This is a genomic window from Pseudomonas sp. B15(2017), from assembly GCF_002113215.1.
In the GTDB taxonomy this organism is placed as follows: Bacteria; Pseudomonadota; Gammaproteobacteria; order Pseudomonadales; family Pseudomonadaceae; genus Aquipseudomonas.
Window position 1 is genome coordinate 54,487 of record NZ_NEJZ01000024.1, and the last position, 25,072, is coordinate 79,558.

At 60.9% G+C, this 25,072-nt stretch carries 27 protein-coding genes and 2 pseudogenes; 17 read left to right on the top strand and 12 right to left on the bottom strand.

The genetic code is table 11. The features are described from left to right. Nucleotides 1-127 precede the first annotated feature (127 nt). From CAF73_RS27355 to CAF73_RS27380, 6 genes are all read left to right on the top strand, one after another. Complete coding sequence (locus CAF73_RS27355) at nucleotides 128-1,423, top strand: OprD family porin (RefSeq protein ID WP_085705055.1); 1,296 nt, start codon at nucleotides 128-130, stop codon at nucleotides 1,421-1,423. A gap of 149 nt (nucleotides 1,424-1,572) precedes the next feature. Then, the gene (locus CAF73_RS27360; protein WP_085705057.1) at nucleotides 1,573-2,397 is read left to right on the top strand and encodes an NAD(P)-dependent oxidoreductase; all 825 of its coding nucleotides are present in this window, start codon (nucleotides 1,573-1,575) and stop codon (nucleotides 2,395-2,397) included. A gap of 41 nt (nucleotides 2,398-2,438) precedes the next feature. Further along, complete coding sequence (locus CAF73_RS27365; RefSeq protein WP_085705059.1) at nucleotides 2,439-3,332, top strand: SMP-30/gluconolactonase/LRE family protein; 894 nt, start codon at nucleotides 2,439-2,441, stop codon at nucleotides 3,330-3,332. A gap of 59 nt (nucleotides 3,333-3,391) precedes the next feature. Next, the gene (locus CAF73_RS27370; protein WP_085705061.1) at nucleotides 3,392-4,363 is read left to right on the top strand and encodes a TRAP transporter substrate-binding protein; all 972 of its coding nucleotides are present in this window, start codon (nucleotides 3,392-3,394) and stop codon (nucleotides 4,361-4,363) included. A gap of 79 nt (nucleotides 4,364-4,442) precedes the next feature. After that, the gene (locus CAF73_RS27375) at nucleotides 4,443-4,970 is read left to right on the top strand and encodes a TRAP transporter small permease (RefSeq protein ID WP_085698147.1); all 528 of its coding nucleotides are present in this window, start codon (nucleotides 4,443-4,445) and stop codon (nucleotides 4,968-4,970) included. After that, nucleotides 4,970-6,250: a TRAP transporter large permease gene (locus CAF73_RS27380; RefSeq protein ID WP_085687555.1), complete on the top strand. Its 1,281-nt coding sequence runs from the start codon at nucleotides 4,970-4,972 to the stop codon at nucleotides 6,248-6,250. The genes CAF73_RS27375 and CAF73_RS27380 overlap by 1 nt, the downstream gene beginning before the upstream one ends. Nucleotides 6,251-6,298: 48 nt before the next feature. Here the strand turns inward: CAF73_RS27380 and CAF73_RS27385 are convergent, their stop codons facing one another. Genes CAF73_RS27385 through CAF73_RS27395 form a run of 3 tightly spaced genes read right to left on the bottom strand, consistent with a single transcriptional unit; the run spans nucleotide 6,299 to nucleotide 8,730 of the window. Next, entirely contained in the window at nucleotides 6,299-7,099 is an 801-nt protein-coding gene (locus CAF73_RS27385) for a sulfite exporter TauE/SafE family protein (protein ID WP_085705063.1), read from the bottom strand. A gap of 9 nt (nucleotides 7,100-7,108) precedes the next feature. Continuing rightward, on the bottom strand, nucleotides 7,109-8,353 hold the full coding sequence (locus tag CAF73_RS27390; protein ID WP_085705065.1) for an FAD/NAD(P)-binding oxidoreductase: 1,245 nt from the start codon (nucleotides 8,351-8,353) through the stop codon (nucleotides 7,109-7,111). Between the two features lie 38 nt (nucleotides 8,354-8,391). Then, nucleotides 8,392-8,730 carry a helix-turn-helix transcriptional regulator gene (locus CAF73_RS27395; protein WP_007952897.1) on the bottom strand — a complete coding sequence of 113 codons (339 nt, stop codon included), beginning with the start codon at nucleotides 8,728-8,730 and terminating at the stop codon, nucleotides 8,392-8,394. A gap of 99 nt (nucleotides 8,731-8,829) precedes the next feature. On the opposite strand from CAF73_RS27395, the gene CAF73_RS27400 reads away from it, so the two are divergent. After that, nucleotides 8,830-9,693 (top strand): MBL fold metallo-hydrolase, encoded by an 864-nt coding sequence (locus CAF73_RS27400; protein WP_085698144.1) that lies wholly within the window; start codon nucleotides 8,830-8,832, stop codon nucleotides 9,691-9,693. A 56-nt stretch (nucleotides 9,694-9,749) separates the two neighbouring features. Here the strand turns inward: CAF73_RS27400 and bkdR are convergent, their stop codons facing one another. Then, nucleotides 9,750-10,238 (bottom strand): Bkd operon transcriptional regulator BkdR, encoded by a 489-nt coding sequence (gene bkdR, locus CAF73_RS27405; protein WP_085698143.1) that lies wholly within the window; start codon nucleotides 10,236-10,238, stop codon nucleotides 9,750-9,752. 185 nt (nucleotides 10,239-10,423) lie between these two features. On the opposite strand from bkdR, the gene CAF73_RS27415 reads away from it, so the two are divergent. The 5 genes from CAF73_RS27415 (at nucleotide 10,424) to CAF73_RS27435 (ending at nucleotide 16,634) form a co-directional block, all read left to right on the top strand. Next, complete coding sequence (locus tag CAF73_RS27415; RefSeq protein ID WP_007952906.1) at nucleotides 10,424-11,659, top strand: 3-methyl-2-oxobutanoate dehydrogenase (2-methylpropanoyl-transferring) subunit alpha; 1,236 nt, start codon at nucleotides 10,424-10,426, stop codon at nucleotides 11,657-11,659. A gap of 1 nt (nucleotide 11,660) precedes the next feature. After that, nucleotides 11,661-12,719, top strand: a complete 1,059-nt coding sequence (locus CAF73_RS27420; RefSeq protein WP_085698142.1) for an alpha-ketoacid dehydrogenase subunit beta — start codon at nucleotides 11,661-11,663, stop codon at nucleotides 12,717-12,719. Continuing rightward, nucleotides 12,720-14,000 carry a dihydrolipoamide acetyltransferase family protein gene (locus CAF73_RS27425; RefSeq protein WP_085698141.1) on the top strand — a complete coding sequence of 427 codons (1,281 nt, stop codon included), beginning with the start codon at nucleotides 12,720-12,722 and terminating at the stop codon, nucleotides 13,998-14,000. Between the two features lie 4 nt (nucleotides 14,001-14,004). Further along, a complete protein-coding gene (gene lpdA / locus CAF73_RS27430; protein WP_085705069.1) occupies nucleotides 14,005-15,378 on the top strand; it encodes a dihydrolipoyl dehydrogenase in 1,374 nt (457 codons plus the stop codon). 236 nt (nucleotides 15,379-15,614) lie between these two features. Continuing rightward, complete coding sequence (locus CAF73_RS27435; RefSeq protein WP_085698139.1) at nucleotides 15,615-16,634, top strand: branched-chain amino acid aminotransferase; 1,020 nt, start codon at nucleotides 15,615-15,617, stop codon at nucleotides 16,632-16,634. A gap of 52 nt (nucleotides 16,635-16,686) precedes the next feature. Here the strand turns inward: CAF73_RS27435 and CAF73_RS27440 are convergent, their stop codons facing one another. Both CAF73_RS27440 and CAF73_RS27445 read right to left on the bottom strand, forming a co-directional pair. Continuing rightward, on the bottom strand, nucleotides 16,687-17,526 hold the full coding sequence (locus tag CAF73_RS27440) for a TIGR03915 family putative DNA repair protein (protein ID WP_085705071.1): 840 nt from the start codon (nucleotides 17,524-17,526) through the stop codon (nucleotides 16,687-16,689). Further along, entirely contained in the window at nucleotides 17,523-18,743 is a 1,221-nt protein-coding gene (locus CAF73_RS27445; RefSeq protein ID WP_085705073.1) for a putative DNA modification/repair radical SAM protein, read from the bottom strand. The genes CAF73_RS27440 and CAF73_RS27445 overlap by 4 nt, the downstream gene beginning before the upstream one ends. 262 nt (nucleotides 18,744-19,005) lie before the next feature. On the opposite strand from CAF73_RS27445, the gene CAF73_RS27450 reads away from it, so the two are divergent. Beyond that, entirely contained in the window at nucleotides 19,006-19,749 is a 744-nt protein-coding gene (locus CAF73_RS27450; RefSeq protein WP_085705075.1) for an SDR family NAD(P)-dependent oxidoreductase, read from the top strand. Here CAF73_RS27450 and CAF73_RS30620 read toward each other — a convergent pair. After that, nucleotides 19,746-19,985, bottom strand: a pseudogene (locus CAF73_RS30620) (transcriptional regulator); the annotation flags it as partial. The gene CAF73_RS27450 and the pseudogene CAF73_RS30620 sit on opposite strands and share 4 nt — an antisense overlap. A 3-nt stretch (nucleotides 19,986-19,988) precedes the next feature. Here CAF73_RS30620 and CAF73_RS30625 point away from each other — a divergent pair. Beyond that, nucleotides 19,989-20,142: pseudogene (locus CAF73_RS30625) on the top strand (cytochrome P450); the annotation flags it as partial. On the opposite strand, the gene dmeF reads toward CAF73_RS30625, so the two are convergent. The 4 genes from dmeF to CAF73_RS27475 form a co-directional block, all read right to left on the bottom strand. After that, nucleotides 20,139-21,071: a CDF family Co(II)/Ni(II) efflux transporter DmeF gene (gene dmeF, locus CAF73_RS27460; protein ID WP_085705077.1), complete on the bottom strand. Its 933-nt coding sequence runs from the start codon at nucleotides 21,069-21,071 to the stop codon at nucleotides 20,139-20,141. The pseudogene CAF73_RS30625 and the gene dmeF sit on opposite strands and share 4 nt — an antisense overlap. An 11-nt stretch (nucleotides 21,072-21,082) precedes the next feature. Continuing rightward, complete coding sequence (locus CAF73_RS27465) at nucleotides 21,083-21,358, bottom strand: metal/formaldehyde-sensitive transcriptional repressor (protein WP_085698135.1); 276 nt, start codon at nucleotides 21,356-21,358, stop codon at nucleotides 21,083-21,085. 176 nt (nucleotides 21,359-21,534) lie between these two features. Beyond that, entirely contained in the window at nucleotides 21,535-21,846 is a 312-nt protein-coding gene (locus tag CAF73_RS27470) for a helix-turn-helix domain-containing protein (protein WP_085698134.1), read from the bottom strand. Between the two features lie 3 nt (nucleotides 21,847-21,849). Continuing rightward, nucleotides 21,850-22,173: a type II toxin-antitoxin system RelE/ParE family toxin gene (locus CAF73_RS27475; protein WP_085705079.1), complete on the bottom strand. Its 324-nt coding sequence runs from the start codon at nucleotides 22,171-22,173 to the stop codon at nucleotides 21,850-21,852. 584 nt (nucleotides 22,174-22,757) lie between these two features. Between CAF73_RS27475 and CAF73_RS27480 the strand changes: the two genes are divergently transcribed. Both CAF73_RS27480 and CAF73_RS27485 read left to right on the top strand, forming a co-directional pair. Beyond that, nucleotides 22,758-23,129: a DUF6124 family protein gene (locus CAF73_RS27480; protein ID WP_085705081.1), complete on the top strand. Its 372-nt coding sequence runs from the start codon at nucleotides 22,758-22,760 to the stop codon at nucleotides 23,127-23,129. 9 nt (nucleotides 23,130-23,138) lie between these two features. Next, a complete protein-coding gene (locus CAF73_RS27485; protein ID WP_085698132.1) occupies nucleotides 23,139-23,420 on the top strand; it encodes a hypothetical protein in 282 nt (93 codons plus the stop codon). A gap of 86 nt (nucleotides 23,421-23,506) precedes the next feature. Here CAF73_RS27485 and CAF73_RS27490 read toward each other — a convergent pair whose 3' ends face one another. Continuing rightward, nucleotides 23,507-23,845, bottom strand: coding sequence for an FKBP-type peptidyl-prolyl cis-trans isomerase (locus CAF73_RS27490; protein WP_007952931.1), 339 nt, complete (start codon nucleotides 23,843-23,845; stop codon nucleotides 23,507-23,509). A gap of 142 nt (nucleotides 23,846-23,987) precedes the next feature. On the opposite strand from CAF73_RS27490, the gene CAF73_RS27495 reads away from it, so the two are divergent. Next, on the top strand, nucleotides 23,988-25,064 hold the full coding sequence (locus CAF73_RS27495; protein ID WP_085698131.1) for a sensor domain-containing diguanylate cyclase: 1,077 nt from the start codon (nucleotides 23,988-23,990) through the stop codon (nucleotides 25,062-25,064). Nucleotides 25,065-25,072: the final 8 nt, after the last annotated feature.

The following is a 25,072-nucleotide window of genomic DNA, read 5'->3' on the forward strand; positions in this document are numbered from 1 at the left end:
GCTCACGCAAAGTCATCGTACAACGACCTGTTGACATTTCCGGAAAACCTCGCAAATATCCGCAACCATGTTGTACGACGACGTATAACAAATAATAAAAACAACAAACGAAACAGGGAGCGTCACAGTGAGCACACTCGTCCGCAATTCCGTCCGCACGTCCCGTTTTTCTGTCCCCCGCCCGCGTTCCACCCTGAGTTTGATCGGCTGCAGCGGTCTGGCCCTCATCTTGCCGATGAGCGCCGATGCCGAGGGCTTCATCGAAGACAGCAAAGCCACGCTGAACCTGCGTAACGCCTACTTCAATCGCAATTTCGTCAACCCGGACTATCCGCAAGGCAAGGCTGAAGAGTGGACACAGAACTTCATTCTCGACGCCAAATCCGGCTTCACGCAGGGCACTGTCGGCTTTGGCCTGGATGTACTGGGGCTGTACTCGCAGAAACTCGATGGCGGCAAAGGTACCGGAGGTACGCAGTTATTGCCGATCCACGATGATGGCCGCCCGGCGGACAATTTCGGGCGCCTGGGCGTGGCACTCAAGGCCAAAGTGTCGAAGACCGAATTGAAGGTCGGTGAATGGATGCCGGTACTGCCCATCCTGCGCTCGGACGATGGCCGCTCCCTGCCGCAGACCTTTCGCGGTGGCCAGGTCACGTCTACCGAAATCAATGGCTTGACCTTTTACGGCGGCCAGTTCCGCGGCAACAGTCCGCGCAACGATGCAAGCATGGAAGACATGTCGATGAACGGCCGAGGCGCATTTACCTCCGACCGCTTCAACTTCGGCGGCGGCGAATACACCTTCAACGACAAACGCACGCTTGTCGGTGTGTGGTACGCCGAACTCAGCGACATCTACCAGCAGCAGTATTTCAACCTCAGCCACAGCCAGCCCCTGGGCGACTGGACACTGGGCGCCAACCTCGGCTTTTTCACCGGCAAGGAAGACGGCAGCGCTCAGGCCGGCGATCTCGACAACAAAACCGCGTTCGCCCTGCTTTCGGCCAGGTACGGCGGCAACACGTTCTACATAGGCCTGCAAAAGCTCAGTGGCGACGATGCCTGGATGCGCGTCAACGGCACCAGTGGCGGCACTCTGGCCAACGACAGCTACAACGCCAGTTACGACAACGCGAAGGAGCGCTCCTGGCAGATTCGCCACGACTACAACTTCGTTGTTCTCGGCGTCCCCGGGCTGACGTTGATGAACCGCTACATCAGCGGTGACAACGTGCACACCGGCACCATCACCGATGGCAAGGAATGGGGTCGCGAGTCGGAACTGGCCTACACCGTTCAGAGCGGTCCGCTGAAGAATCTCAACGTCAAATGGCGCAACGCGACGATTCGCCGGGACTTCAGCACCAATGAATTCGATGAGAACCGGATCTTCATCAGTTACCCGATTTCGTTGTTGTAAACAGCGGCATGGCGTGAACGGAGAGTGCATCCGCCTTCTGTCACTTACACCGAAAGTCGCGTTGACAAGTTCCGGAAACCCTACCGATACTTCAGCGCAGTCATACGACAACCTACAACAACCCTAATAACAACGCGTAAGGGATTGCCATGACGCCCACCTCCACCGCCCCAACTCCGTTCAATCGCCTGCTGCTGACCGGCGCCGCCGGTGGCCTGGGCAAAGTCTTGCGTGAACGCCTGCGCCCGTATGCCAACGTGCTGCGCCTGTCGGACATCGCCGCCCTCGCCCCGGCCATCGATGACCGGGAAGAAATCGTGCTCTGCGACCTCGCCGACAAAACCGCCGTGCATCAACTGGTCGAAGGCGTGGATGCGATCCTGCATTTCGGTGGCGTTTCAGTGGAGCGCCCCTTCGAAGAAATCCTCGGTGCCAATATCTGTGGCGTGTTCCACCTCTATGAAGCGGCACGCCGCCACGGCGTCAAACGGGTGATCTTCGCCAGCTCCAACCATGTCATCGGCTTTTACAAACAGGATGAGCGCCTCGACGCCAGCTCTGCTCGCCGCCCCGACGGCTACTACGGTCTGTCCAAGTCCTACGGCGAAGACATGGCCAGTTTCTACTTCGATCGCTATGGCATCGAAACCGTCAGCATCCGCATCGGCTCGTCGTTTCCCGAACCGCAGAACCGCCGAATGATGCACACCTGGCTGAGCTTCGATGACCTCACCCAATTGCTCGAACGTTCGCTGTACACCCCCGACGTCGGCCACACCGTGGTCTATGGCATGTCCGACAACAAGGAGGTGTGGTGGGACAACCGCTTCGCCAGCCACCTCGGTTTCGCGGCCAAAGACACGTCCGAAGTGTTTCGCGAAAAAGTCGAGGCGCAGCCGATGCCCGCCAACGATGACCCGGCGCGGATCTATCAGGGCGGAGCCTTCGTTGCGGCCGGCCCTTTTGGCGACTGACCGGCGCGATTGACGTCTCCAATAAAACCAAGGGAATGAGTATGCAAGCCGAAATGATCGTCGACACCCGCAACGCGGTGGGTGAAAGCCCGGTGTGGGTGCCGCAGGAAAATGCGCTCTACTGGGTCGATATCCCCAACGGTGGACTGCAACGCTGGAGCGCCGACACGGGCCACGTCCACGCTTGGAAGGCTCCCGAAATGCTCGCCTGCATCGCGCGACACAGCAGGGGCGGCTGGGTGGCCGGCATGGAGAGCGGGTTCTTCCACTTGCAGCCGCACGGCGATGGCAGCCTCGACAGCGACCTGCTCGCTCCGGTCGAGCACTGCCGCCAGGACATGCGCCTGAACGACGGCCGCTGCGACCGGCAGGGCCGGTTCTGGGCCGGCAGCATGGTGCTGAACATGGGCCTGAATCTGCCCGAGGGCCGGCTCTATCGCTACGCTGCCGGGCAGACGAGCTCGATCAAGGCGCAACTTGATGGCTTCATCGTGCCCAACGGTCTGGGCTTCAGCCCGGATGGCAAAACCCTGTACCTGTCGGATTCGCACCCGAGCGTGCAACTGATCTGGGCTTTCGATTACGACACCGAGACAGGCACCCCCTCCAATCGACGGGTGTTCGTGGACATGCATCATTATTACGGCCGCCCTGACGGCGCAGCCGTGGATGCCGAGGGTTGTTACTGGATCTGCGCCAACGACGTCGGCCTGATCCACCGGTTCACCCCCGAAGGTCGCCTCGACCGCTCGCTGCAGGTGCCGGTGAAAAAACCCACCATGTGCGCCTTTGGCGGAAGCCGGATGGATACCTTGTTCGTGACCTCGATCCGCCCCGGCGACGACCAGGATCCACACTCCCTGGCCGGCGGGGTGTTCGCCCTCAACCCCGGCGTCAAAGGCTTGCCGGAGCCAATCTTCGATGACCTGCTGTAACCGCCCTCGCTGCATCGCTGTGCCTTGAACACAAAAACAACAAGACTGGAGAACCCCTCATGGACTTCAAACGCACGTTGCTCGCCGCCGCCCTCCCCCTCGCGCTCACCTTCGGCAGCGCGGCCCAGGCACTGGAAATCAAATTCGCCGACATCCACCCCGCCGGTTATCCGACCGTGGTCGCCGAAGAACAATTGGGCAAGACCCTGGTCGCCGAAAGTGACGGCAAGCTGACCTTCAAGATGTTCCCTGGCGGCGTACTCGGCTCGGAAAAGGAAGTGGTCGAACAGGCCCAGGTCGGTGCCATCCAGATGGCCCGCGTCAGCCTCGGCATCGTCGGCCCGGTGGTACCGGACGTAAACGTGTTCAATATGCCGTTCGTGTTCCGTGACCAGGCGCACATGCGCAAGATCATCGACGGTGAAATCGGTGACGAGATCCTCGACAAGATCACTCAATCGGAATTCAACCTCGTCGCCCTGGCGTGGATGGACGGCGGCACGCGCAACATCTACACCAAGAAACCGGTGCGCAGCCTGGCAGACCTCAAGGGCATGAAAATCCGCGTGCAGGGCAATCCGATGTTCATCGAAACCATCAATGCCATGGGTGGCAACGGGATCGCCATGGACACCGGCGAAATCTTCAGTGCCCTGCAGACCGGCGTCATCGATGGCGCGGAAAACAATCCACCCACCCTGCTCGAACACAACCACTACCAGAACGCCAAGTTTTACAGCCTGACCGGGCACCTGATCCTGCCCGAGCCCATCGTGATGTCAAAAATCACCTGGGACAGACTCACCCCGGATCAGCAGACGCTGGTGAAGAAAGCCGCCAAGGCTGCGCAGGCTCAGGAGCGCACGCTGTGGGACGCCAAATCCGTCAGCAGTGAGGAAAAACTCAAGGCGGCCGGCGTCGAGTTCATCACTGTCGACAAGAAACCCTTCTACGAGGCCACCGCCTCGATCCGCGAGAAATACGGCGCGCCCTACGCCGACCTGATCAAGCGCATCGAAGCTGTTCAGTAACCCTCCCAGCCCTCTGCAAAAGGCCCGGCAGCGCTGACGTCGCCTGATGTCCGCGCGTGCCCGGTTACGGTGGAACCCGATGAAGAATTTGCTGCTGCGCATCAATGACCGGATCTACATGGCCTGCATCTGGGTCGCCGGTCTGTCGGTGCTGACCATTGCTCTGATCATCCCCTGGGGCGTGTTCGCCCGTTACGTGCTCGGCACCGGCTCGAGCTGGCCGGAGCCTGCCGCCATCCTGCTGATGATGGTCTTCACGTTCATCGGCGCGGCCGCCAGCTACCGCGCCGGCGCACACATGGCGGTGGCGATGGTCACCGACCGCCTGCAACCGAATATGCGCCGAACCATGAGCATCGTTTCACAAGTGCTCATGGGCACCATCTGCCTGTTCATGACGATCTGGGGTACCAAGCTGTGCCTGTCGACCTGGAACCAGTTCATGAGCGCCCTGCCGACATTGCGGGTCGGCATCACCTACATGCCGATCCCGATTGGCGGTGCGCTGACGCTGATTTTCGTACTGGAAAAACTGTTGCTCGGCGATCAAAGCAACCGCCGCGTGGTGCGATTCGACCTGGTTGAAGAAAACGAAGGGGCTGCCTGATGGACGCATTGATTCTGCTGGGCAGTTTTATCGCACTGATCCTGATCGGCATGCCGGTTGCCTACGCGCTCGGGTTGTCGGCGCTGATCGGCGCTTGGTGGATCGACATTCCGTTCCAGGCCTTGATGATTCAGGTGGCGGGCGGGGTGAACAAATTCTCGCTGCTGGCGATTCCGTTCTTCGTGCTCGCCGGAGCGATCATGGCCGAGGGCGGCATGTCGCGGCGGCTGGTGGCGTTTGCCGGGGTCCTGGTGGGTTTCGTGCGTGGTGGCCTGTCGCTGGTCAACATCATGGCGTCAACCTTTTTCGGCGCGATTTCCGGTTCGTCGGTGGCCGACACCGCATCGGTGGGTTCGGTGCTGATCCCGGAAATGGAGCGCAAAGGCTACCCTCGGGAATTCTCTACAGCGGTCACCGTCAGCGGTTCGGTACAGGCTCTGCTGACCCCGCCCAGTCACAACTCGGTGCTCTACTCGCTGGCCGCCGGCGGCACCGTTTCCATTGCTTCGCTGTTCATGGCCGGCGTGGTGCCGGGCCTGCTGATGAGCGCGTGCCTGATGGTGTTGTGCCTGATTTTTGCGCGCAAACGCGAATACCCCAAGGGCGAAGTGATCCCGCTGCGCGAAGCCCTGAAAATCTGCGGCGAAGCGTTGTGGGGCCTGATGGCGATGGTGATCATTCTCGGCGGGATTCTGTCGGGGATCTTCACGGCCACCGAGTCGGCGGCCATTGCCGTGCTGTGGTCGTTTTTCGTCACCATGTTCATCTACCGCGACTACAAATGGAGTGAACTGCCGAAACTGATGCACCGCACGGTACGCACCATTTCCATCGTGATGATTCTGATCGGTTTCGCCGCCAGTTTCGGCTACATCATGACCCTGATGCAGATCCCGGCGAAGATCACCACGCTGTTCCTGACCCTGTCCGATAACCGCTACGTGATCCTGATGTGCATCAACGTCATGCTGCTGTTGCTCGGCACCGTGATGGACATGGCACCGCTGATTCTGATCCTCACACCGATCCTGATGCCGGTGATTCTCGGTATCGGCGTCGACCCGGTGCAGTTCGGCATGATCATGCTGGTCAACCTCGGTATCGGCCTGATAACGCCGCCCGTGGGAGCGGTGCTGTTCGTGGGTTCGGCGGTGGGCAAGGTCAGTATCGAAAGCACGGTGAAGGCGCTGCTGCCGTTCTACGCCGTGCTGTTCCTGGTGCTGATGCTGGTGACCTACGTTCCGGCGCTGTCGCTGTGGTTACCGCACCTGGTGTTGTAACGCGATTGCTGTGGCGAGGGCGTTCGTTCCCTCGCCACAGGTTTTGTCTCACGCACGCAGCAACATGTAAGCGGCGACCACCAGACACACGCTGGCGAACCCCACCTGCAACGTCCTTGCCGGCACCCGCGCGCAGAGTTTGCGGCCGACAATCATGCCGACGATGCTGGCGACGATAAACGATGCGCCCAGATGATCGATCCGCACCCCGGCATGAAACGCGCCGACCACGCCGATGGCAGAAATCAGGCTGATGACCATCAGTGAAGTGGCGACGATGCCGCGCATCTGCACATCCGTCAGTTGCTTGAACGCCGGCACGATCAGAAACCCGCCGCCAACCCCCAGCAACCCGGACACCACACCAGTGACCGCGCCCAGTACCGCAAGGGTTGCGGTGCATTTGGCGGTCCAGTCGAAACGGCCGGTCTGCTCATTGAGCATGCAGTTTTTCTGGCCCCAACTGGCGTGACCATGGTCGCTCGGCCCCTCCTGCTGGCGTTCGCGGCGCAGCATGCGCCACGCCACCATCACCATCAGCAGGCTGAACAGGATCATCAGAACCTTTTCCGGCAACTGATGGGCGAAGTAGATGCCCACCGGCGAAAACACCGCGCCAAGCGCCGCAATCAGCAGCGCCGCGCGATAACGCACCAGACCATGACGCAACCCATCAATCGCGCCGACCGCCGCCGCGCTGCCCACCGCGAACAACGCCACCGGCGCTGCCTGCGTCATCGTCCAGCCAAGACCCAGCACCAGCGCCGGCACGGCGAGAATCCCGCCACCGGCTCCGGTCAGACCGAGGATCAACCCCATCACCACGCCAAACAGACTTGCCAGCAACATAGAGTGTTCTCAGTCGACCCTGGACAGACTCGTCAGCCATTCGCGCCCCTTGAGCATGCCGTTCCAGTAGAACCATGGCAGCAGCGTCGCCTTCAGCCACCACGCGGAACGGCGTGGCACCGTCGGATCGAGGGGAAAGGTCGGCAGCAGTTTTCCGGCGTAGCCAAACTCGGCGAGGATCACCTTGCCCTTCTCCACCGTCAGCGGGCAGGAGCCGTAGCCGTCGTACTTCAGCGGCAGCGCCAGTGCCTTGCGCAGGGCCAACAGGTTTTGCGCCACCACCACGACCTGCTTGCGCACTGCCGCCGCAGTTTTCGCATTGGTGGTGCCGCAGATATCGCCCAGGGCAAACACTTCGGGATAGCGCGGGTGTTGCAGTGTGTGCGGGTTGACCTCGCACCATCCGGCAGCGTCGGCCAACGGGCTCTGGGCGACGAAATCCGGCGAAACCTGCGGCGGGACGACGTGCAGCAGATCGAATGTTTTCGCCTGACGGGTGACGTTGCCGTCCGCGTCCTTGACCTCGAACCAGGCGGTTTTCGCTGGGCCGTCGACTTTTACCAGATTGGAATTGAACGCCAGCCGCGCGTTGTATTTTTCGATGTACTTCATCAGCGGCGGCACGAAGGTCGGGACGCCGAACAGCGCGGCGCCGGCAAGATTGAACTCGACGTCGACCTTGCCCAGCACATTGCGCTTGAGCCAGTGATCGCAGGACAGGTAAAGCGCCTTTTGCGGCGCGCCGGCGCATTTGATCGGGATCGGCGGCTGGGTGAACAGGGCTTTGCCGCCGCGCAGCTTCTGCACCTGATCCCAGGTGTATTGCGCGTGCTGATAGCTGTAGTTGGACGTGACGCCGTGCTGGCCGAGGCTTTCCTGCAAGCCTTCGATCTTCTCCCATGCCAGGCGCAGGCCGGGGCAGACGATCAGGTTCTGATAGGTGACAGTGCGTTGATCGTTGAGGGTGAGGCGGCGCTGATCAGGATCGATGCCGGTCACCGCCGCCTGAATCCAGGTGGCCTGGCGCGGCATCACCCTGTTCATCGGTCGGGCGGTGTCTTTGGCGTCATAGGCGCCGCCGCCGACCAGCGTCCAGGCCGGCTGGTAGTAATGCTGGGTACTCGGCTCGATCACCGTGATGTTCAGGCCGGGATCGCGCTTGAGCAGGCTTGCGACAAAACCGATGCCGGCAGTGCCGCCGCCGATGACCACGATGTCCGCACTGATGGTTGGGCCCCAGTGTTGATCGTTCATTGTTTGTTCCTTATGGCTGCACGCAAGGATAGCCGGGTCTATTGCGCCCAGCTTTTGAGCACGGCTCCGCAGTAGAGTCCGGACAGGGTTTTCATCACCTGGATCACTTCGTGACTGGCGAGACCGTAAAAAATGTACTTGCCTTCACGACGGGTCGCGACCAGCCCTTCATCGCGCAGGATGCCCAGTTGCTGGGACAGGGTCGGCTGACGCACGCCGGTCATTTTCTCCAGCTCGCCAACGTTGCGCTCGCCCTGGGTCAACTGGCACAGGATCAACAGCCGATCCTCGTTGGCCAATGCCTTGAGCAGCGAACAGGCCTTGGAGGCCGAGGCGCGCAGTTGGGCGACTTCACATTCGGTCAGACTGGATTGCATTTGCAGGATGCCTTCAACGTCACTTAAGCTGCGGACATTATGTGTTTACATAAAGTGTTGCAACCCTGACTTCCCACCTTCCTGCACAGGACCGTGTTCATGCCCGCGCTGATTGAAGCTTTCCTCGACCCCGCCTCTTCGACCTACAGCTACGTGGTCTACGAGGCCGACGGCGGGCAGTGCGCAATCGTCGATCCGGTGCTCGATTACGACGGCGCCGCCGGTCGCACCTGTACGGCTCAGGCCGACAGGATCATCGCCTTCGTTCGCGCCCATCACCTGCAAGTGCAGTGGCTGCTGGAAACCCATGCCCACGCCGATCACTTGTCCGCCGCTCCGTACCTGCGCCGGGAACTGGGCGGGAAAATCGCAATTGGCGAATCGATCAGCAAAGTGCAGAACGTGTTCAAGGCGCTGTTCAACCTGGAGCCGGAATTTCGCGTCGACGGCTCGCAGTTCGATCACCTGTTCGCACCCAACGAGTCGTTCCGGATCGGCAACCTCAAGGCCACCGCCCTGCATGTTCCCGGCCATACTCCGGCGGACATGGCCTACCTGATCGACGGCGAGCAGATCCTGGTCGGCGACACGCTGTTCATGCCCGACGTCGGCACCGCCCGCTGCGACTTCCCGGGTGGCAACGCCCATCAACTGTTCAATTCGATTCACAAGCTGCTGGCCTTCCCCGCCAGCGTGAAGCTCTACGTCTGCCACGACTACCCGCCGCAAGGTCGCGCCTCGCAATGCCAGACCACCGTGGGTGAGCAGCGTAAAAGCAATATCCATGTGCATGACGGCGTCGACGAAGCCGCATTTGTGGAGATGCGCACCAAACGCGATGCCGGGTTGGGCATGCCGACGCTGTTGCTGCCGGCGATTCAGGTCAATGTGCGGGCGGGCAATTTTCCAGCGGCAGAAGATAACGGCGTGGTGTATCTGAAGATTCCGATCAACAAACTGTAATCAATTGATCGGGAGCGCCCGAGGCGGCACCCCCACGCAGAGCCTGGGAATGATCCTCAAACCCCGAGCGTCAAGCCATTCGCCGGCAACGGCAATGCCGTCTTGTAGCGCACCTGCTTGAGCGCAAAGCTTGAGCGGATATTCGCCACACCAGGGACTTTGGTCAGAAAGTCCATCATGAAGCGTTCAAGCGCCTGAATGGTCGGCACCAGCACCCGGATCAGATAGTCCGGGTCGCCGGCCATCAGGTAGCACTCCATGACTTCCGGCCGGTCGGAAATCGCTTCCTCGAAATGCTGCAGCGCTTCCTCTACCTGCTTCTCAAGGCTGACGTGGATGAACACGTTGACGTGCAGCCCCAGCAGGTCGGCGTCGAGCAGTGTCACCTGCTCGCGGATCAGCCCCAGTTCCTCCATCGCCTTGACCCGGTTGAAGCACGGCGTTGGCGACAGATTGACCGAACGGGCGAGGTCGGCGTTGGTGATGCGCGCGTTCTCCTGAAGGCTGTTGAGAATGCCGATGTCGGTACGGTCCAGTTTGCGCATGAGACAAAACCACCTGTTTTTTATGTTTATGCAGAATTTCTATCTGCAAATGATCGCCAGCGCAACGAAACAGAGAGAAATATTCTTCTTGCCCGGGCCTATGATTGTTGTAGGACAAGATTTCTTTTATCGAAGAATGACTGCCAGCTCACTACAAGAAATTCACAAGATCGAGCGTAGAAGCCATGACCCAAGCGTATGAACCGCTGCGTCTGCACGTCCCTGAACCCTCGGGTCGCCCAGGCTGCAAAACCGATTTCTCCTACCTGCATCTGACCGATGCCGGGACGGTGCGCAAACCTTCCATCGACGTTGAACCGGCCGACACCGCCGACCTTGCCCGCGGCCTGATCCGCGTGCTCGACGACCAGGGCAATGCCCTCGGCCCATGGGCCGAAAACGTGCCGGTCGAGATCTTGCGCAAAGGCATGCGCGCCATGCTCAAGACCCGGATCTACGACAACCGCATGGTGGTCGCCCAACGTCAGAAAAAAATGTCGTTCTACATGCAGAGCCTTGGCGAAGAAGCCATCGGCAGCGCCCAGGCCCTGGCCTTGAACATCGACGACATGTGCTTCCCGACCTACCGCCAGCAAAGCATTCTGATGGCCCGCGACGTACCGCTGGTCGACCTGATCTGCCAACTGCTGTCCAACGAGCGCGATCCGCTCAAGGGCCGTCAGTTGCCGATCATGTACTCGGTCAAGGACGCCGGTTTCTTCACCATTTCCGGCAACCTTGCTACCCAGTTCATCCAGGGCGTGGGCTGGGGCATGGCCTCGGCGATCAAGGGCGATACCAAAATCGCCTCGGCCTGGATCGGCGACGGCGCCACCGCCGAATCGGACTTCCACACCGCCCTCACCTTCGCTCACGTTTACCGGGCGCCGGTGATCCTCAACGTCGTTAATAACCAGTGGGCGATCTCGACCTTCCAGGCCATCGCCGGTGGTGAAGCCACCACCTTCGCCGGACGCGGCGTCGGTTGCGGCATCGCCTCCCTGCGCGTTGACGGCAACGATTTCTACGCGGTCTACGCCGCCTCCGCCTGGGCCGCCGAACGCGCCCGCCGCAACCTCGGCCCGACCATGATCGAATGGGTCACCTACCGCGCCGGTCCACACTCGACCTCCGACGATCCGTCCAAATACCGTCCTGCCGACGACTGGAGCCACTTCCCGCTGGGCGACCCGATTGCCCGCCTGAAACAGCACCTGATCAAGGTCGGTCACTGGTCGGAAGAAGAGCACGCCGCTGTCAGCGCCGAGCTCGAAGCCGAGGTGATCGCCGCGCAGAAACAGGCCGAGCAGTACGGCACCCTCGCCGGCGGCCAGATTCCGAGCGCCGCGACCATGTTCGAAGACGTCTACAAAGAGATGCCGGAGCACTTGAAGCGCCAGCGTCAGCAGTTGGGGATCTGACATGAACGATCACAACAACAATATTCAGTTGGAAACCGCCATGACCACGACCACCATGACCATGATCCAGGCCCTGCGCTCGGCCATGGATGTGATGCTTGAGCGTGACGACAACGTTGTGGTGTTCGGCCAGGACGTCGGCTACTTCGGCGGCGTGTTCCGTTGCACCGAAGGCCTGCAGGCCAAGTACGGCACCTCGCGGGTGTTCGATGCGCCGATCTCCGAGAGCGGCATCGTCGGCGTCGCCGTGGGCATGGGTGCTTATGGCTTGCGTCCGGTTGCCGAGATTCAGTTCGCCGACTACGTGTACCCGGCGTCCGACCAGATCATTTCCGAAGCCGCCCGTCTGCGTTATCGCTCGGCCGGCGAGTTCACCGCCCCGATGACCCTGCGCATGCCTTGCGGCGGCGGCATCTACGGCGGCCAGACCCACAGCCAGAGCATCGAGGCGATGTTCACTCAGGTCTGCGGTCTGCGCACCGTCATGCCGTCCAACCCGTATGACGCCAAAGGCTTGCTGATCGCCTCCATCGAAAACGATGACCCGGTGATCTTCCTCGAGCCGAAACGCCTGTACAACGGCCCGTTCGACGGCCACCACGACCGTCCGGTAACCCCGTGGTCGAAACACCCGGCCGCGCAAGTGCCGGACGGTTACTACACCGTACCGCTGGATGTCGCCGCGATCACCCGTCCGGGCAAGGACGTGACCGTGCTGACCTACGGCACCACCGTTTACGTGTCGCAAGTTGCCGCCGAAGAATCCGGCGTTGATGCAGAGGTCATCGACCTGCGCAGCCTGTGGCCGCTGGACCTGGAAACCATCGTCAAATCCGTGAAGAAAACCGGCCGTTGCGTGGTGGTGCACGAAGCCACCCGCACCTGCGGTTTCGGCGCCGAACTGGTGTCGCTGGTGCAAGAGCATTGCTTCCACCACCTGGAAGCGCCGATCGAGCGCGTCACCGGTTGGGACACCCCCTACCCGCACGCACAGGAGTGGGCGTATTTCCCTGGGCCGTCCCGAGTGGGCGCGGCGCTGAAACGGGTCATGGAGGTCTGAATGGGCACGCACGTTATCAAGATGCCGGACATCGGCGAAGGCATCGCAGAAGTAGAACTGTCGCAGTGGCACGTCAAGGTTGGCGATCTGGTCGTTGAAGATCAGGTACTGGCGGATGTGATGACCGACAAGGCGATGGTCGATATTCCCTCGCCGGTACACGGCAAGGTGATTGCGTTGGGCGGTCAGCCGGGTGAAGTGATGGCGGTCGGCAGTATCCTGATCAGCATCGAGGTTGAAGGCGCCGGCAATCTGAAGGAGTCGGACAAGCCGGCGCCTGTTGCGGCGAAAGAAGCACCTGCCGCACCCAAAGTTGAAGCGGTCGTCGAAAGCAAACCTGCTGTCACCGCGCCGCGTCCGGCGGCTGCCGTTTGCCAGGGCCCAATGGTTGCCCGTGAAGCCGATGAGCGTCCGCTGGCCTCGCCGGCCGTGCGCAAACACGCGCTGGATCTGGGCATTCAATTGCGTCTGGTGCGCGGTTCCGGCCCGGCCGGTCGCGTGCTGCACGAAGACCTCGACGCCTACCTGGCGCAGGGTCAGTCGAACGCTTCGGCACCGGTCGCCGCCGCTTACGCCCAGCGTCACGATGAAGAACAGATTCAAGTGATCGGCATGCGCCGCAAGATTGCCCAGCGCATGCAGGAAGCGACCCAACGTGCTGCGCACTTCAGTTATGTCGAGGAAATCGACGTCACCGCGCTTGAAGAACTGCGTTCACACCTGAACGAAAAACATGGCGCCAGCCGTGGCAAGCTGACTTTGCTGCCGTTCCTCGTACGTGCCTTGGTCGTCGCCCTGCGCGACTTCCCGCAGATGAACGCCCGTTACGACGACGAAGCCCAGGTCATCACCCGTCTCGGCGCGGTGCATGTCGGCGTCGCCACCCAAAGCGACGTCGGCCTGATGGTACCGGTGGTGCGTCACGCCGAAGCGCGCAGCCTGTGGGACAGTGCGGCGGAAATTTCTCGTCTTGCCACTGCCGCCCGCAATGGCAAGGCCAGCCGCGATGAGCTGTCCGGCTCGACCATCACCCTGACCAGCCTCGGCGCCCTTGGCGGCATCGTCAGTACCCCGGTGCTGAACCTGCCGGAAGTGGCGATCGTCGGCGTCAACAAAATCGTCGAACGCCCGATGGTCGTCAAAGGCCAGGTGGTGATCCGCAAGATGATGAACCTCTCCAGCTCCTTCGATCACCGCGTGGTCGACGGCATGGACGCGGCGCTCTTCATCCAGGCCATCCGTGGTCTGCTCGAACAACCCGCGACCCTGTTTGTGGAGTGATGGCATGCAAACTCTGAACACCACGCTGCTGATCATCGGCGGCGGCCCCGGCGGTTACGTAACGGCCATTCGTGCCGGGCAACTGGGCGTTCCGACCATTCTGGTCGAGGGCGAATCGCTGGGCGGCACCTGCCTGAACATCGGCTGTATTCCGTCGAAAGCGCTGATTCATGTGGCCGAACAGTTTCACCAGACTCAACACCACAATCAGCATTCGGCACTGGGCATCAGCGTTTCGGCGCCGACCCTCGACATCAGCAAAAGCGTCGAGTGGAAGGACGGCATCGTCGATCGCCTGACCACTGGCGTCGCCGCGTTGCTGAAGAAGAACAAGGTTCAGGTCATCAACGGCTGGGCCAAGGTCATCGATGGCAAGACCGTGGAAGTCGGCGACACCCGCATCCACTGCGAACATCTGGTGCTGGCCACCGGTTCGAAAAGCGTCAATCTGCCGATCCTGCCGATTGGCGGGCCGATCATTTCGTCGACCGAGGCGCTCGCGCCGAAGTCGGTTCCGAAGCGTCTGATCGTGGTGGGTGGCGGTTACATCGGTCTGGAATTGGGCATTGCTTATCGCAAGCTCGGCGCCGAGGTCAGCGTGGTCGAGGCGCAGGATCGCATCCTGCCGGCCTACGACGCAGAACTGACCCAACCGGTGCACGACGCGCTGAAGCAACTGGGCGTGAAGCTGTATCTGAAACACAGCGTTCTGGGCTTCGACGGTACGTTGCAGGTGCGCGATCCGAACGGCGACACCCTGAATCTGGAAACCGATCAGGTGCTGGTGGCCGTCGGTCGCAAACCCAATACCCAAGGCTGGAATCTTGAAGCGCTGAACCTGGACATGAACGGCTCCGCGATCAAGATCAACAACCGTTGCCAGACCAGCATGCGCAACGTCTACGCCATCGGCGACCTGAGCGGCGAGCCGATGCTGGCCCACCGCGCCATGGCTCAGGGCGAGATGGTGGCCGAGCTGATCAGCGGCAAGACCCGCGAATTCAACCCGACCGCCATCGCTGCGGTTTGCTTCACCGACCCGGAACTGGTGGTCGTCGGCAAGACGCCGGACGAAGCGAAAGCTGCTGGACTGGACTGCATCGTGTCGAACTTCCCGTTCGCGGCCAATGGCCGGGCGATGACCCTGGAATCGAAAACCGGCTTCGTGCGGGTGGTCGCTCGTCGGGACAATCATGTGATTGTCGGTTGGCAGGCAGTGGGTGTCGGGGTGTCGGAGCTGTCGACCGCGTTCGCGCAAAGCCTTGAAATGGGCGCACGACTGGAAGACATCGGCGGCACCATCCATGCGCATCCGACCCTGGGCGAAGCGGTGCAGGAAGCGGCGTTGCGTGCGCTCGGGCATGCGTTGCACCTGTAACTCTCGGTCGCAGATCGTTCCCACGCTCCGCGTGGGAATGCCTCCACGGACGCTCCGCGTTCGACTGTCGGGACGCAGAGCGTCCCGGACTGCATTCCCACGCAGAGCGTGGGAACGATCAAAGGCAGAGATTTCGGGCTGCGAAACCGCTCAAGAATGAAGTATTGTTGTGCCCATCCAAAAAAACGTCAGAAGCCTTGAACCGCTTCGGCGGTTGTTCAGTGATAGAGGGTGTCATGGGTAACGAAAGCATCAACTGGGACAAGCTGGGTTTTGACTACATCAAGACCGACAAACGCTATCTGTCGTACTTTCGCAACGGCGAGTGGGACAAAGGCACCCTGACCGAAGACAACGTGCTGCACATCAGCGAAGGCTCCACTGCGCTTCACTATGGCCAGCAATGCTTCGAAGGCCTGAAGGCCTATCGTTGCAAGGACGGCTCGATCAACCTGTTCCGTCCGGACCAGAACGCCGCACGCATGCAACGCAGCTGCGCCCGCCTGCTGATGCCACATGTGTCCACCGAGCAGTTCATTGAAGCGTGCAAGCAAGTGGTTCGTGCCAACGAGCGCTTCATCCCGCCTTACGGCACCGGCGGCGCGCTGTACCTGCGTCCTTTCGTGATCGGCGTGGGTGACAACATCGGCGTGCGTACCGCACCTGAGTTCATCTTCTCGGTGTTCGCGATTCCGGTTGGCGCCTACTTCAAGGGCGGCCTGACCCCGCACAACTTCCAGATCTCCACCTTCGACCGCGCCGCGCCACAAGGCACCGGTGCCGCCAAGGTCGGTGGCAACTATGCCGCCAGCCTGATGCCAGGCTCCCAGGCCAAGAAAGCGCACTTCGCTGATGCCATCTACCTGGATCCGCTGACCCACAAGAAGATCGAGGAAGTCGGTTCGGCCAACTTCTTCGGGATTACCCACGACAACAAGTTCGTGACCCCGAACTCGCCGTCGGTACTGCCGGGTATCACCCGTCTGTCGCTGATCGAACTGGCCAAGTCCCGCCTGGGTCTGGAAGTGGTCGAAGGCGACGTGTTCATCGACAAGCTGTCGGACTTCAAGGAAGCCGGTGCCTGCGGTACCGCTGCGGTGATCACCCCGATCGGCGGCATCAGCTACAACGACCACCTGCACGTGTTCCACAGCGAAACCGAAGTCGGCCCTGTGACCCAGAAGCTCTACAAAGAGCTGACCGGCGTGCAGACCGGCGACATCGAAGCGCCAGCAGGCTGGATCGTCAAGGTTTGATCTGACGGCCAGATGCACAAAAGCCCCCATCGAGTGATCGATGGGGGCTTTTTCATTCGTCCCGTTCGCGAACCTTCATGGCAATCCGCTTGCCCGCGCGACCGGCAATCCCGCTCGCCTGTCCGTTCTGCTGCTTGCCCATGCGCGCCTGGGTAATCAATCCGGGAATCAGCTCCCCCTCCGGCAGGTTCTTCCAGAACCGCGTCGGCAAATGCCCTTGCATGACTTTCTCGTTCAACCGCGCCGGGTTGAAGATGTGGCTGTAGTACGTCAGCCATAAATCACCGTGGGGATCATCGACGTTCTGCGCCAGTTGCTGCCACTCCACCGGGCATTGCCGTTGATGGATCAGTCGATCGCCATCGTAATAAACGCCGTCGCGGGGCGTAGCTATCAGCCAGCGATGCCGCCCCATGCGCCCGACGAAATGTTCGCTGGCGCTGTGCAGGATGTCGTGGGCCGGTTCGTGCCACGCGACATATTGCGGCCCCGGCAGATCCGCCGAGCGCTCGATGAAACGCACGAACGCATGCAGATGATGGGCTTCGCGCTGCACCTGCTTGATCCGCCGCTGCAACTCGCTGCCCAGCTTGTCACCGGCCATCATTGCGGTGCGATCGCCATGGCTGACGCGCCACAGTACTTCATACAGCAGACTCCAGCGTTGATCGCCCCGGTATCGAGATGCTTGTTCCAGGGTGTCGAGCAATGCACGCGGAATCCGCGCCTGAAACGGCCCCTGCCCTTCGGGCACCGACACGTCACTGGCGAACAGATCGCTCACGGCTTCCGACGCCCAGCTCACCAGACTCGGGTCGATTTCATGGCTGAGCAGCCAGCGCGCCTGCTGGCGCCAGATGTCGAACAGGTCGTCGCAATCGAGATTGATCATCCCCACAGCCCCATCTGTTGCGGCATCGGCCGGTCGCGCAGTTGCTGATAGAGCATCTGGCTGGTGACTTCTGCCTGCTGCGGGTGGTAATCGCTGGTGATGATGAACGGCTTGGCCTTGGCCAGCACGCAACGCATACGCGCCACGTCTTCGTAGCGAATGCGCCGCTGCCGACGCAGCTCCACCAGACGTTCGGTGGTGCGCAGGCCGATGCCGGGAATGCGTGAGATCAACGCCGGTTCAGCGCGGTTGAGGTCCAGCGGAAACACCTCGCGGTTCTGCAGCGCCCAGGCCAGTTTCGGGTCGATGTCCAGCGCCAGATTGCCCGGCCCCTGAAGCAACTCACCGGCGGTATAGCCATAACCGCGCAACAGAAAATCAGCCTGATACAAGCGGTGCTCACGCATCAGCGGCGGCGCGGCCAGCGGCACGCTTTTCGGGCTGTCGGGAATCGGGCTGAACGCCGAGTAATAGACCCGGCGCAGACGGAAGTTGCCGTAGAGCGCCTGAGCGCTGTGCAGGATTGTGCTGTCGTCGGTGTCATCGGCGCCGATGATCATCTGCGTGCTCTGCCCGGCCGGGGCGAACTTTGGTGCGCGGGGTTCGTTAAGCACGGTCTGCACGCCGGTGTAGATGGTGTTCATCGCCTGCTTGATCGAACCGATGTGCTTCTCCGGCGCCAGCGTCTGCAAACTGGCATCGGTGGGCAATTCAATGTTGACGCTCAAGCGGTCGGCATAACGCCCGGCCTCTTCGATCAGGGCAGGATCCGCGTCGGGAATGGTCTTGAGATGAATGTAGCCACGAAACTCATGCTCTTCGCGCAGCAGCTTCGCGACACGCACCAGTTGCTCCATGGTGTAGTCCGCCGAGCGGATGATCCCTGAACTGAGGAACAACCCGCTGACGCAATTGCGCCGGTAGAAATCCAGGGTCAGCGTCACCACCTCCTCTGGAGTGAACCGCGCGCGGGGCACGTCGCTGGAGCGGCGGTTGACACAGTATTGGCAGTCGTAGAGACAGAAGTTGGTCAGCAGAACCTTGAGCAGCGACACGCAACGCCCGTCCGGCGTGTAGCTGTGGCAGATGCCCATGCCATCGCTCGATCCCAGCCCGCGCTTGCCCTCGGAGCTGCGCTTGGGCGCGCCACTGCTGGCGCAGGAGGCGTCGTACTTGGCGGCATCGGCGAGGATGCTGAGCTTGTCGATGATTTGCATGGCACGCACTCGATACTGTTCGCATATACAGTATAGAGAGCAATTGGCTCATTCAAGGTGCAATGCCGCTCTTCGTCGGATTGTCGCGCCGCAGCAGTCAGGTCAATTTGACTCAATGGCAGTCAGATTGACTCGATATCACGAAGGTCATAATGACTATCAAATCTGCGCAGCCCTTGATATTCAAGGCTGTCCGGCATGGCCCGAAAATTGACTGACTCACGGTAGCCATTTGGCTGAAGACCAAAAACGGGAGTTGAACATGGATCATGTTTTTCAGGGCAAGCTTGCGGTCATCACCGGCGCCAGTTCGGGCATAGGCCTGGCCGCTACCGAGCGCCTGCTCGACCAAGGCGCACGCGTGTTGGCCATGTCGCGAAAGCCCGGAGCACTGGCCGAACTGCTTGAGCGGTATCCACAGCAACTGGTCTGGCATCCCGGCGATGTCACTCAAGCCTCTGACCTTGCCTCCTTGGCCGAGCAGGCTGCGAGTCTGGGCCCGGCAAGCTTCGTGGTGCCCAATGCCGGTATCGCAGAACTCGCCGACGGGCTCGACAGCTCGGCGTTCGATCGCCAATGGGCGGTGAACGGCGCCGGAGCCCTGAACACGTTGGCTGCCCTGCGCCCGCACCTTGCAGACAAGGCGTCAGTTGTGTTCATCGGTACTTTTCTGGCCCAAATCAGTTTCGCGGGGCTGGCCGCCTACATCGCATCAAAAGCAGCGTTGATCGCCCATGCCAGGACCCTCGCGGTCGAGCTGGCGCCCCACGGCGTGCGCATCAACTGCGTCTCCCCCGGCCCGACTGCAACGCCGATCTGGTCGACATTGGGCCTGAGTGACGAAGCGCTCCGGGACGTGGCCCAAGGCGTCAACAACCGGCTTTTGAGCGGGCAGTTTCTCGAACCTGCGGCAGTGGCCGACGTCATTCTGTTCCAACTGGGCAATGGTGCTCGCGGCGTCATCGGTCAGGATTGGGTGGTCGATAGCGGTTATACCCTGAGCTAACGCGCATGCACCGATCCGGGCGTGGAATCCGTCAGCTTGCGACCTGACGAGTCCCGCCCGGCTTCGGGCAAAACCAGACCCCAGCGTGACGCAAATTCTCGGCGCCCTTGCACCGTCAACGTCAGCGCCCGGCAGTCCAGATCCTGAGTCACCCATTTGCGCTTCAACGCAGCCTGCAATAACGCCGCCCCGAGCGAACCGCCTAAGTGCGGCCGGCGCATGCTCCAGTCCAGACACGTCGGCACCAATGTCAGGGGCAAAGGCCGGCGATGACGATTGCCAGCGACGATCAGTGAAATCCTCGCCCATGACATCGACCTGAAGCGGTTCGCCTGGCATTACCGCCCTTCGCTGAACGGGCGAATTCCGCTGTTCAGCGAAGTACGGGCTTAGGCGTTGCGCAATTCGATCGTCAGGTGCGACAACTCATGCACCGGTGCCAGTCGTTCGCGAATCGCTTCAGCAGTCACGCCAGCCGCCGCGACTACGCTGACAATCGCCGCCCGCGCCTGCGGGCCGACCTGCCAGACGTGCAGATCGCTGATGCGTACGTCGTCGGAGGTTTCCAGCAGCTCGCGGATCTCCTCGGCCACCGGCTCATCGGTGGTATCGAGCAGCACGGCGGCGCTGTCGCGCATCAGGTTCCAGGCCCATTTGGCGATGACGACGGAACCGACGATGCCCATCACCGGGTCCATCCATACCCAGCCCAGATAGCGACCGGCCAGCAGCGCGGCAATCGCCAGCACCGAGGTCAACGCGTCTGCCAGTACGTGCATGTAGGCTGATCGCAGGTTGTTGTCGTGATGGTGATGATGACCGTGATCGTGGCTGTGGTCGTGACTATGGCCGTGGTCATGATCGCTGTGATGGCCGGCCAGCAAAAACGCACTGAGCAGGTTGACGCCCAGTCCAACCACGGCGATCAAGGTGGCTTCGCCGAACGCCACGCTGGTCGGCTGGAACAGACGGAAAACCGATTCCCCGGCAATCCCCAGCGACACCAGCCCCAGCACCATCGCCGAGGCAAAACCCGCCAGATCGCCGACCTTGCCGGTGCCGAAACTGTAGCGCCGGTTGTTGGCGTTGCGCCGGGCAAAACCATAGGCCGCCGCCGCGATGCCCAAGGCGCCGGCGTGAGTCGCCATGTGGAAACCGTCGGCCAGCAATGCCATCGAACCGGTGAGATAACCGGCGGCAATCTCGCCGATCATCATCACGAAGGTCAGAACCACCACCCACAGCGTGCGGCGGGCGTTTTCATCGTGGGAAGCACCGAGAAACTGGTGGTCGTGGGAAAAGTCATCAACCTTGAAGGTCATGATATCGGCGCTCACTTGGAATATCGGCGGATGGCCAGCAACAACTCTTCCACGCCTTGGGCGCGGGCCTCGTCGCTGAGGTCGGGACGGGCGACATGCTCGCGGGCGTGGGCCTCGATGAACTGCTCCATCAGGCCGTTGATCGCCCCGCGAACCGCCGCCATCAAGTGCAACGTCTTGGCGCAATCGGCCTCGGACTCCAGCGCTTTTTCGACGGCCTGAACCTGCCCGGCAATACGCCGGACGCGGTTAAGCAACTCGCCTTTGTGTTCGTGTGTGTGCGACATACCTATACCCCCTACCCCTATATGGCGAGCATAGTCGCTGTTTAGATCAGAAGGGGCAAGGCCTGCTTTCGACCATCCGTCGCGGCTTGAAATTTTGATGTGAATGAGGCGGCACGTCAGACGGCGCCGCCTCTGGAAGTCTGTTCAGAGGCAGGGCCGTTGGGAACCCTCGTCTGTCAGGCCCATTGCAGTGGCGGGGACGACGAGAAGCAGAGGTCTACGTCCAGTTGCGCGGCGGCCGACAGGTTGACCAGCGCATCGAGAGAGAATTTGTCGATTTTGCCGTTGAGTACGTCGTTGAGGCGCGGCTGGGTGATGCCAAGACGCTTGGCCGCCTCCTTCTGCGGAAGCTCCCAGGCACGAATCGTTTCGCACAGCGTGCGCATCAGCTTGGCCCGCAGGCGCATGTTGGCCGCTTCCTGCGGCGTGTCTTCCAGTGCATCCCAGACGCTTGAGAAACGCTGGGAAGAGTTTTGATGATCCGTCATGGTTCAACCTATTTCCTGGTATCTGGCCCGTGCCAGTTCTATGTCTCGCGTCTCGGTTTTGCGCGTGGTCTTTTGCAGGGCGTGCAGCACATAAATCGCGTCAGGCCGGTTGACCACATAAAACACTCGAAACGCCCCTGAATCCTCGGTGATTCTGATTTCATTGACGCCCCGCCCGACTGTTTTCATGGGGCGCCAGTCAAAGGGTTCGTCGCCCTGTTGCAACAGATCCAGTTGGAATCCTGCAGCTCTGCGAGCATCGAGGGGAAAAGCTCTCAAATCCTTGAGCGCACTCCCGACAAGCACCACGTCCTTGTGTCTTGGCATTGGCTTCTCCTGTGTTGGAAGGAAAAGCGTAATAGCCCGGACGGAATCGTGTCGCGGCGGTGTGTTGCAAGGAATGGCAGCGATCACATACAGCAGACTATATCGAAACCGATATAAATCAAGTTTGAATTGGCTTATCTGACATTTGGTATCACAAAGCAGAAATTGGCGAGTCGGCACACTTGTTAAGCCCACACAGATCCCCTGTGGGAGCGAGCTTGCTCGCGATGGCGGACTGAAAAATGACGCATCATTTTGCCCCCATCCGGGAGGCTACATTGCCTTGCGCCTTTGCCTACAACTACGCCAGAATCCGCCGGCTTGTGCGGTTTTGAGGGCGTCGGTAACTTGATTCGCATCACTGAATGGTCAGTGAACGGGTTTAGTCGCTCGATGATTTCTCAAAACTTTACATGTGCTCCAGACAAGTCAGGTGACCTTCATCTGCACTCTATGGCGGCTGTGTGCAGGGCACCCTCGGGTGCGCCGGTTTTGGGAAGTCGCCGGTCGACTAACCTGCGTACAGCTGCCACCTATTCGTTTAGTCGCGAGGTGGTGTCGGCATCACTTTGAGGCTTTCCCGAATGTTCAAATACGTACCCGATCCACCCGAAAAAGACGCTCCCAACGAGTCCGACCCGACTTCGCCCTACTCGTCCACCGACTCAAAGAAACTCCACGAAGCCGCCGAGCGCGCTCTCGACCACTACCTGAAACCCACCGCCCCGAAACAGCACTGCCCCGGCCGCATGTTCCTCATCGCCCCCCACATCGATCAACATGCCTTGCTGGCCCACGCCTGCGAATCGATGGCCTCGGCCAGCGTGATGCTCAACGACTTCGCCGCGCTGTTGGACCCGCCCTACCGCAGCACCGTGCTGGGCATCGCCCAAGTGGTGATGTGTGGCGAACTGGCGGTCAATCGGGCGCTGGACACTCTCGATGCCACGACCTGAGGAACACCCATGGAAAGCAAATCCGATGCACACATCGTCGCCGCCCTGATCTCCATCGGCCTCAACGAAAAAGACAGCCAGTGGGCCCAGAAAGTCTGTCTGCTACTGCTCGAGAGCGAACGAAAATCCATCGTCACTGCCGCACTCAACGCCCTCACCCAACTCGCCCGTGACCATGGCGAACTGGACCGCAATCGACTGCTGCCCGCACTCACCAGCGTAAAGCGCCGATTTCCAAGCCTGACCAGCACGGTTGCCGCGACGCTGGATGAGATGGCGATTGCCGCGTAACGCCCCAGGTAAAAAGGCAAGAAAAAACCCGCTGGCTCCGTGAAAGGAGACAGCGGGTTTTATGACCTCAGCAGTGAAACGGGCAATCAATCCTCCCGCGTCAAAACCTCCAGCAACTCAATCTCAAACACCAGATTCGAATTAGGCGGAATCTTGCCCATCGTCCGCTCGCCATAACCCAGATGCGCCGGCACCAGCAGCTTGCGCTTGCCGCCCACCTGCATGCCCATGATCCCTTGATCCCAACCCTTGATGACCCGGCCCGTACCGATCACACACTGAAACGGCTTGCCCCGGCTCCAGGACGAATCGAATTCGGTGCCGTCTTCCAGCCAACCGGTGTACTGGGTGGTGATCAACGCGCCTTTGACGGCGGCTTTTCCGTCGCCGGGCTGAAGATCGATTATCTGCAGTTCATCATTCATGACTTTCACTCTATTGTTCCGCTGGCGGCCGTTTTCCCAGAAATACCGGCCCTTGGCAACCGTTTGACCCCGTGTTGGCCGTGATGGATGATGGCCACCCGCCACCCATCCCGAATCGATACGCCATGTCAGCGATGTTTGAATGACTCAACTCTGGATCGGCTTTGCCATTGTCGTTGTGCTGATGGTCGTGATCGCCGTTCTGATCCGCCGAGTGCGCGAGCTTCGTCAGCAACTCGCCGAGTATCGCGAACTGCTCACCCGTGCGGCCGAAGGACAGAACATTCACCAGGATGGCGACGCCGACCGCTTCAAGCGCAGCCAGTATTTCGCCCGGATCGGCACCTGGGACTGGGAGGTCGACACCGACCGGCTCTACTGGTCGGATGCGATCTTCGGCATGTTCGGGTTCAAGATCGGCGAGGTGACACCCTCCTACGCCCTGTTTTGCTCGTGCGTGCACCCCGATGATCGCGCCAAGGTGCGCGCCGGAGAATTGCGCTGTCTGGAAACCGGAGAAAACCACGATGAGGAATACCGCGTGGTCTGGCCCGACGGCACGATTCGCTGGCTGCGGGAAACCGGCAACGTGGTACGCAACGATCACGATGCGGTGATCAAGATGATGGGCGTGGTGCGCGACATTACCGAAGAAAAGGCTTCGGCCAGCTATCTCCAGCATCTGGCCCATTTCGATCCGCTGACCGGTCTGCCGAATCGGCTGGTGCTGGAAGAACGGCTATCGGAAGCACTCGAACATGCCCGCGTGACCGAGACGCGGGTGGCGCTGGTGTTCATCGATCTCAACGGCTTCAAAGCAATCAACGACCGCTACGGTCACGCCGCCGGCGACCGCGTTTTGATCACTACCGCCACTCGCCTGAAACGCATCCTGCGAGTCAGCGACACCGTCGCGCGGATCGGCGGCGATGAATTCGTGGTCATCCTGCAAGGCCTCGCCCCCGGCCTGAACCTGCAGGACGAAGCCCGCAGCATCTGCCAGAAAATCTTCATCGAATTGTCCCCACCCATTCCGATCGGCAACGACCAACGCCACATCGGCACCAGCCTCGGCGTCGCCGTATTCCCCGACCACGCGCCGACCATGGATCGCTTGCTGCACATTGCCGATCTGGCGATGTATGAGGCCAAGCGCAGCGGGAACAATCAGTATCGGTTGGGTGGCGGACAGTTGCTGAGTCATGGCCGGGTTGATTGAGTCCCCAA

What these genes read in the sequence shown, in the direction of transcription:
- CAF73_RS27370 (WP_085705061.1), top strand. Translation starts at nt 3,392, where the DNA reads ATGGACTTCAAACGCACGTTGCTCGCCGCCGCCCTCCCCCTCGCGCTC.
- CAF73_RS27475 (WP_085705079.1), bottom strand. Translation starts at nt 22,173, where the DNA reads ATGCCAAGACACAAGGACGTGGTGCTTGTCGGGAGTGCGCTCAAGGAT.
- CAF73_RS27360 (WP_085705057.1), top strand. Translation starts at nt 1,573, where the DNA reads ATGACGCCCACCTCCACCGCCCCAACTCCGTTCAATCGCCTGCTGCTG.
- bkdR (WP_085698143.1), bottom strand. Translation starts at nt 10,238, where the DNA reads ATGCGCAAACTGGACCGTACCGACATCGGCATTCTCAACAGCCTTCAG.
- CAF73_RS27450 (WP_085705075.1), top strand. Translation starts at nt 19,006, where the DNA reads ATGGATCATGTTTTTCAGGGCAAGCTTGCGGTCATCACCGGCGCCAGT.
- CAF73_RS27385 (WP_085705063.1), bottom strand. Translation starts at nt 7,099, where the DNA reads ATGTTGCTGGCAAGTCTGTTTGGCGTGGTGATGGGGTTGATCCTCGGT.
- dmeF (WP_085705077.1), bottom strand. Translation starts at nt 21,071, where the DNA reads ATGACCTTCAAGGTTGATGACTTTTCCCACGACCACCAGTTTCTCGGT.
- CAF73_RS27470 (WP_085698134.1), bottom strand. Translation starts at nt 21,846, where the DNA reads ATGACGGATCATCAAAACTCTTCCCAGCGTTTCTCAAGCGTCTGGGAT.
- CAF73_RS27375 (WP_085698147.1), top strand. Translation starts at nt 4,443, where the DNA reads ATGAAGAATTTGCTGCTGCGCATCAATGACCGGATCTACATGGCCTGC.
- CAF73_RS27445 (WP_085705073.1), bottom strand. Translation starts at nt 18,743, where the DNA reads ATGCAAATCATCGACAAGCTCAGCATCCTCGCCGATGCCGCCAAGTAC.
- CAF73_RS27380 (WP_085687555.1), top strand. Translation starts at nt 4,970, where the DNA reads ATGGACGCATTGATTCTGCTGGGCAGTTTTATCGCACTGATCCTGATC.
- CAF73_RS27415 (WP_007952906.1), top strand. Translation starts at nt 10,424, where the DNA reads ATGACCCAAGCGTATGAACCGCTGCGTCTGCACGTCCCTGAACCCTCG.
- CAF73_RS27395 (WP_007952897.1), bottom strand. Translation starts at nt 8,730, where the DNA reads ATGCAATCCAGTCTGACCGAATGTGAAGTCGCCCAACTGCGCGCCTCG.
- CAF73_RS27420 (WP_085698142.1), top strand. Translation starts at nt 11,661, where the DNA reads ATGAACGATCACAACAACAATATTCAGTTGGAAACCGCCATGACCACG.
- lpdA (WP_085705069.1), top strand. Translation starts at nt 14,005, where the DNA reads ATGCAAACTCTGAACACCACGCTGCTGATCATCGGCGGCGGCCCCGGC.
- CAF73_RS27390 (WP_085705065.1), bottom strand. Translation starts at nt 8,353, where the DNA reads ATGAACGATCAACACTGGGGCCCAACCATCAGTGCGGACATCGTGGTC.
- CAF73_RS27485 (WP_085698132.1), top strand. Translation starts at nt 23,139, where the DNA reads ATGGAAAGCAAATCCGATGCACACATCGTCGCCGCCCTGATCTCCATC.
- CAF73_RS27480 (WP_085705081.1), top strand. Translation starts at nt 22,758, where the DNA reads ATGTTCAAATACGTACCCGATCCACCCGAAAAAGACGCTCCCAACGAG.
- CAF73_RS27465 (WP_085698135.1), bottom strand. Translation starts at nt 21,358, where the DNA reads ATGTCGCACACACACGAACACAAAGGCGAGTTGCTTAACCGCGTCCGG.
- CAF73_RS27495 (WP_085698131.1), top strand. Translation starts at nt 23,988, where the DNA reads ATGACTCAACTCTGGATCGGCTTTGCCATTGTCGTTGTGCTGATGGTC.
- CAF73_RS27365 (WP_085705059.1), top strand. Translation starts at nt 2,439, where the DNA reads ATGCAAGCCGAAATGATCGTCGACACCCGCAACGCGGTGGGTGAAAGC.
- CAF73_RS27490 (WP_007952931.1), bottom strand. Translation starts at nt 23,845, where the DNA reads ATGAATGATGAACTGCAGATAATCGATCTTCAGCCCGGCGACGGAAAA.
- CAF73_RS27435 (WP_085698139.1), top strand. Translation starts at nt 15,615, where the DNA reads ATGGGTAACGAAAGCATCAACTGGGACAAGCTGGGTTTTGACTACATC.
- CAF73_RS27425 (WP_085698141.1), top strand. Translation starts at nt 12,720, where the DNA reads ATGGGCACGCACGTTATCAAGATGCCGGACATCGGCGAAGGCATCGCA.
- CAF73_RS27400 (WP_085698144.1), top strand. Translation starts at nt 8,830, where the DNA reads ATGCCCGCGCTGATTGAAGCTTTCCTCGACCCCGCCTCTTCGACCTAC.
- CAF73_RS27440 (WP_085705071.1), bottom strand. Translation starts at nt 17,526, where the DNA reads ATGATCAATCTCGATTGCGACGACCTGTTCGACATCTGGCGCCAGCAG.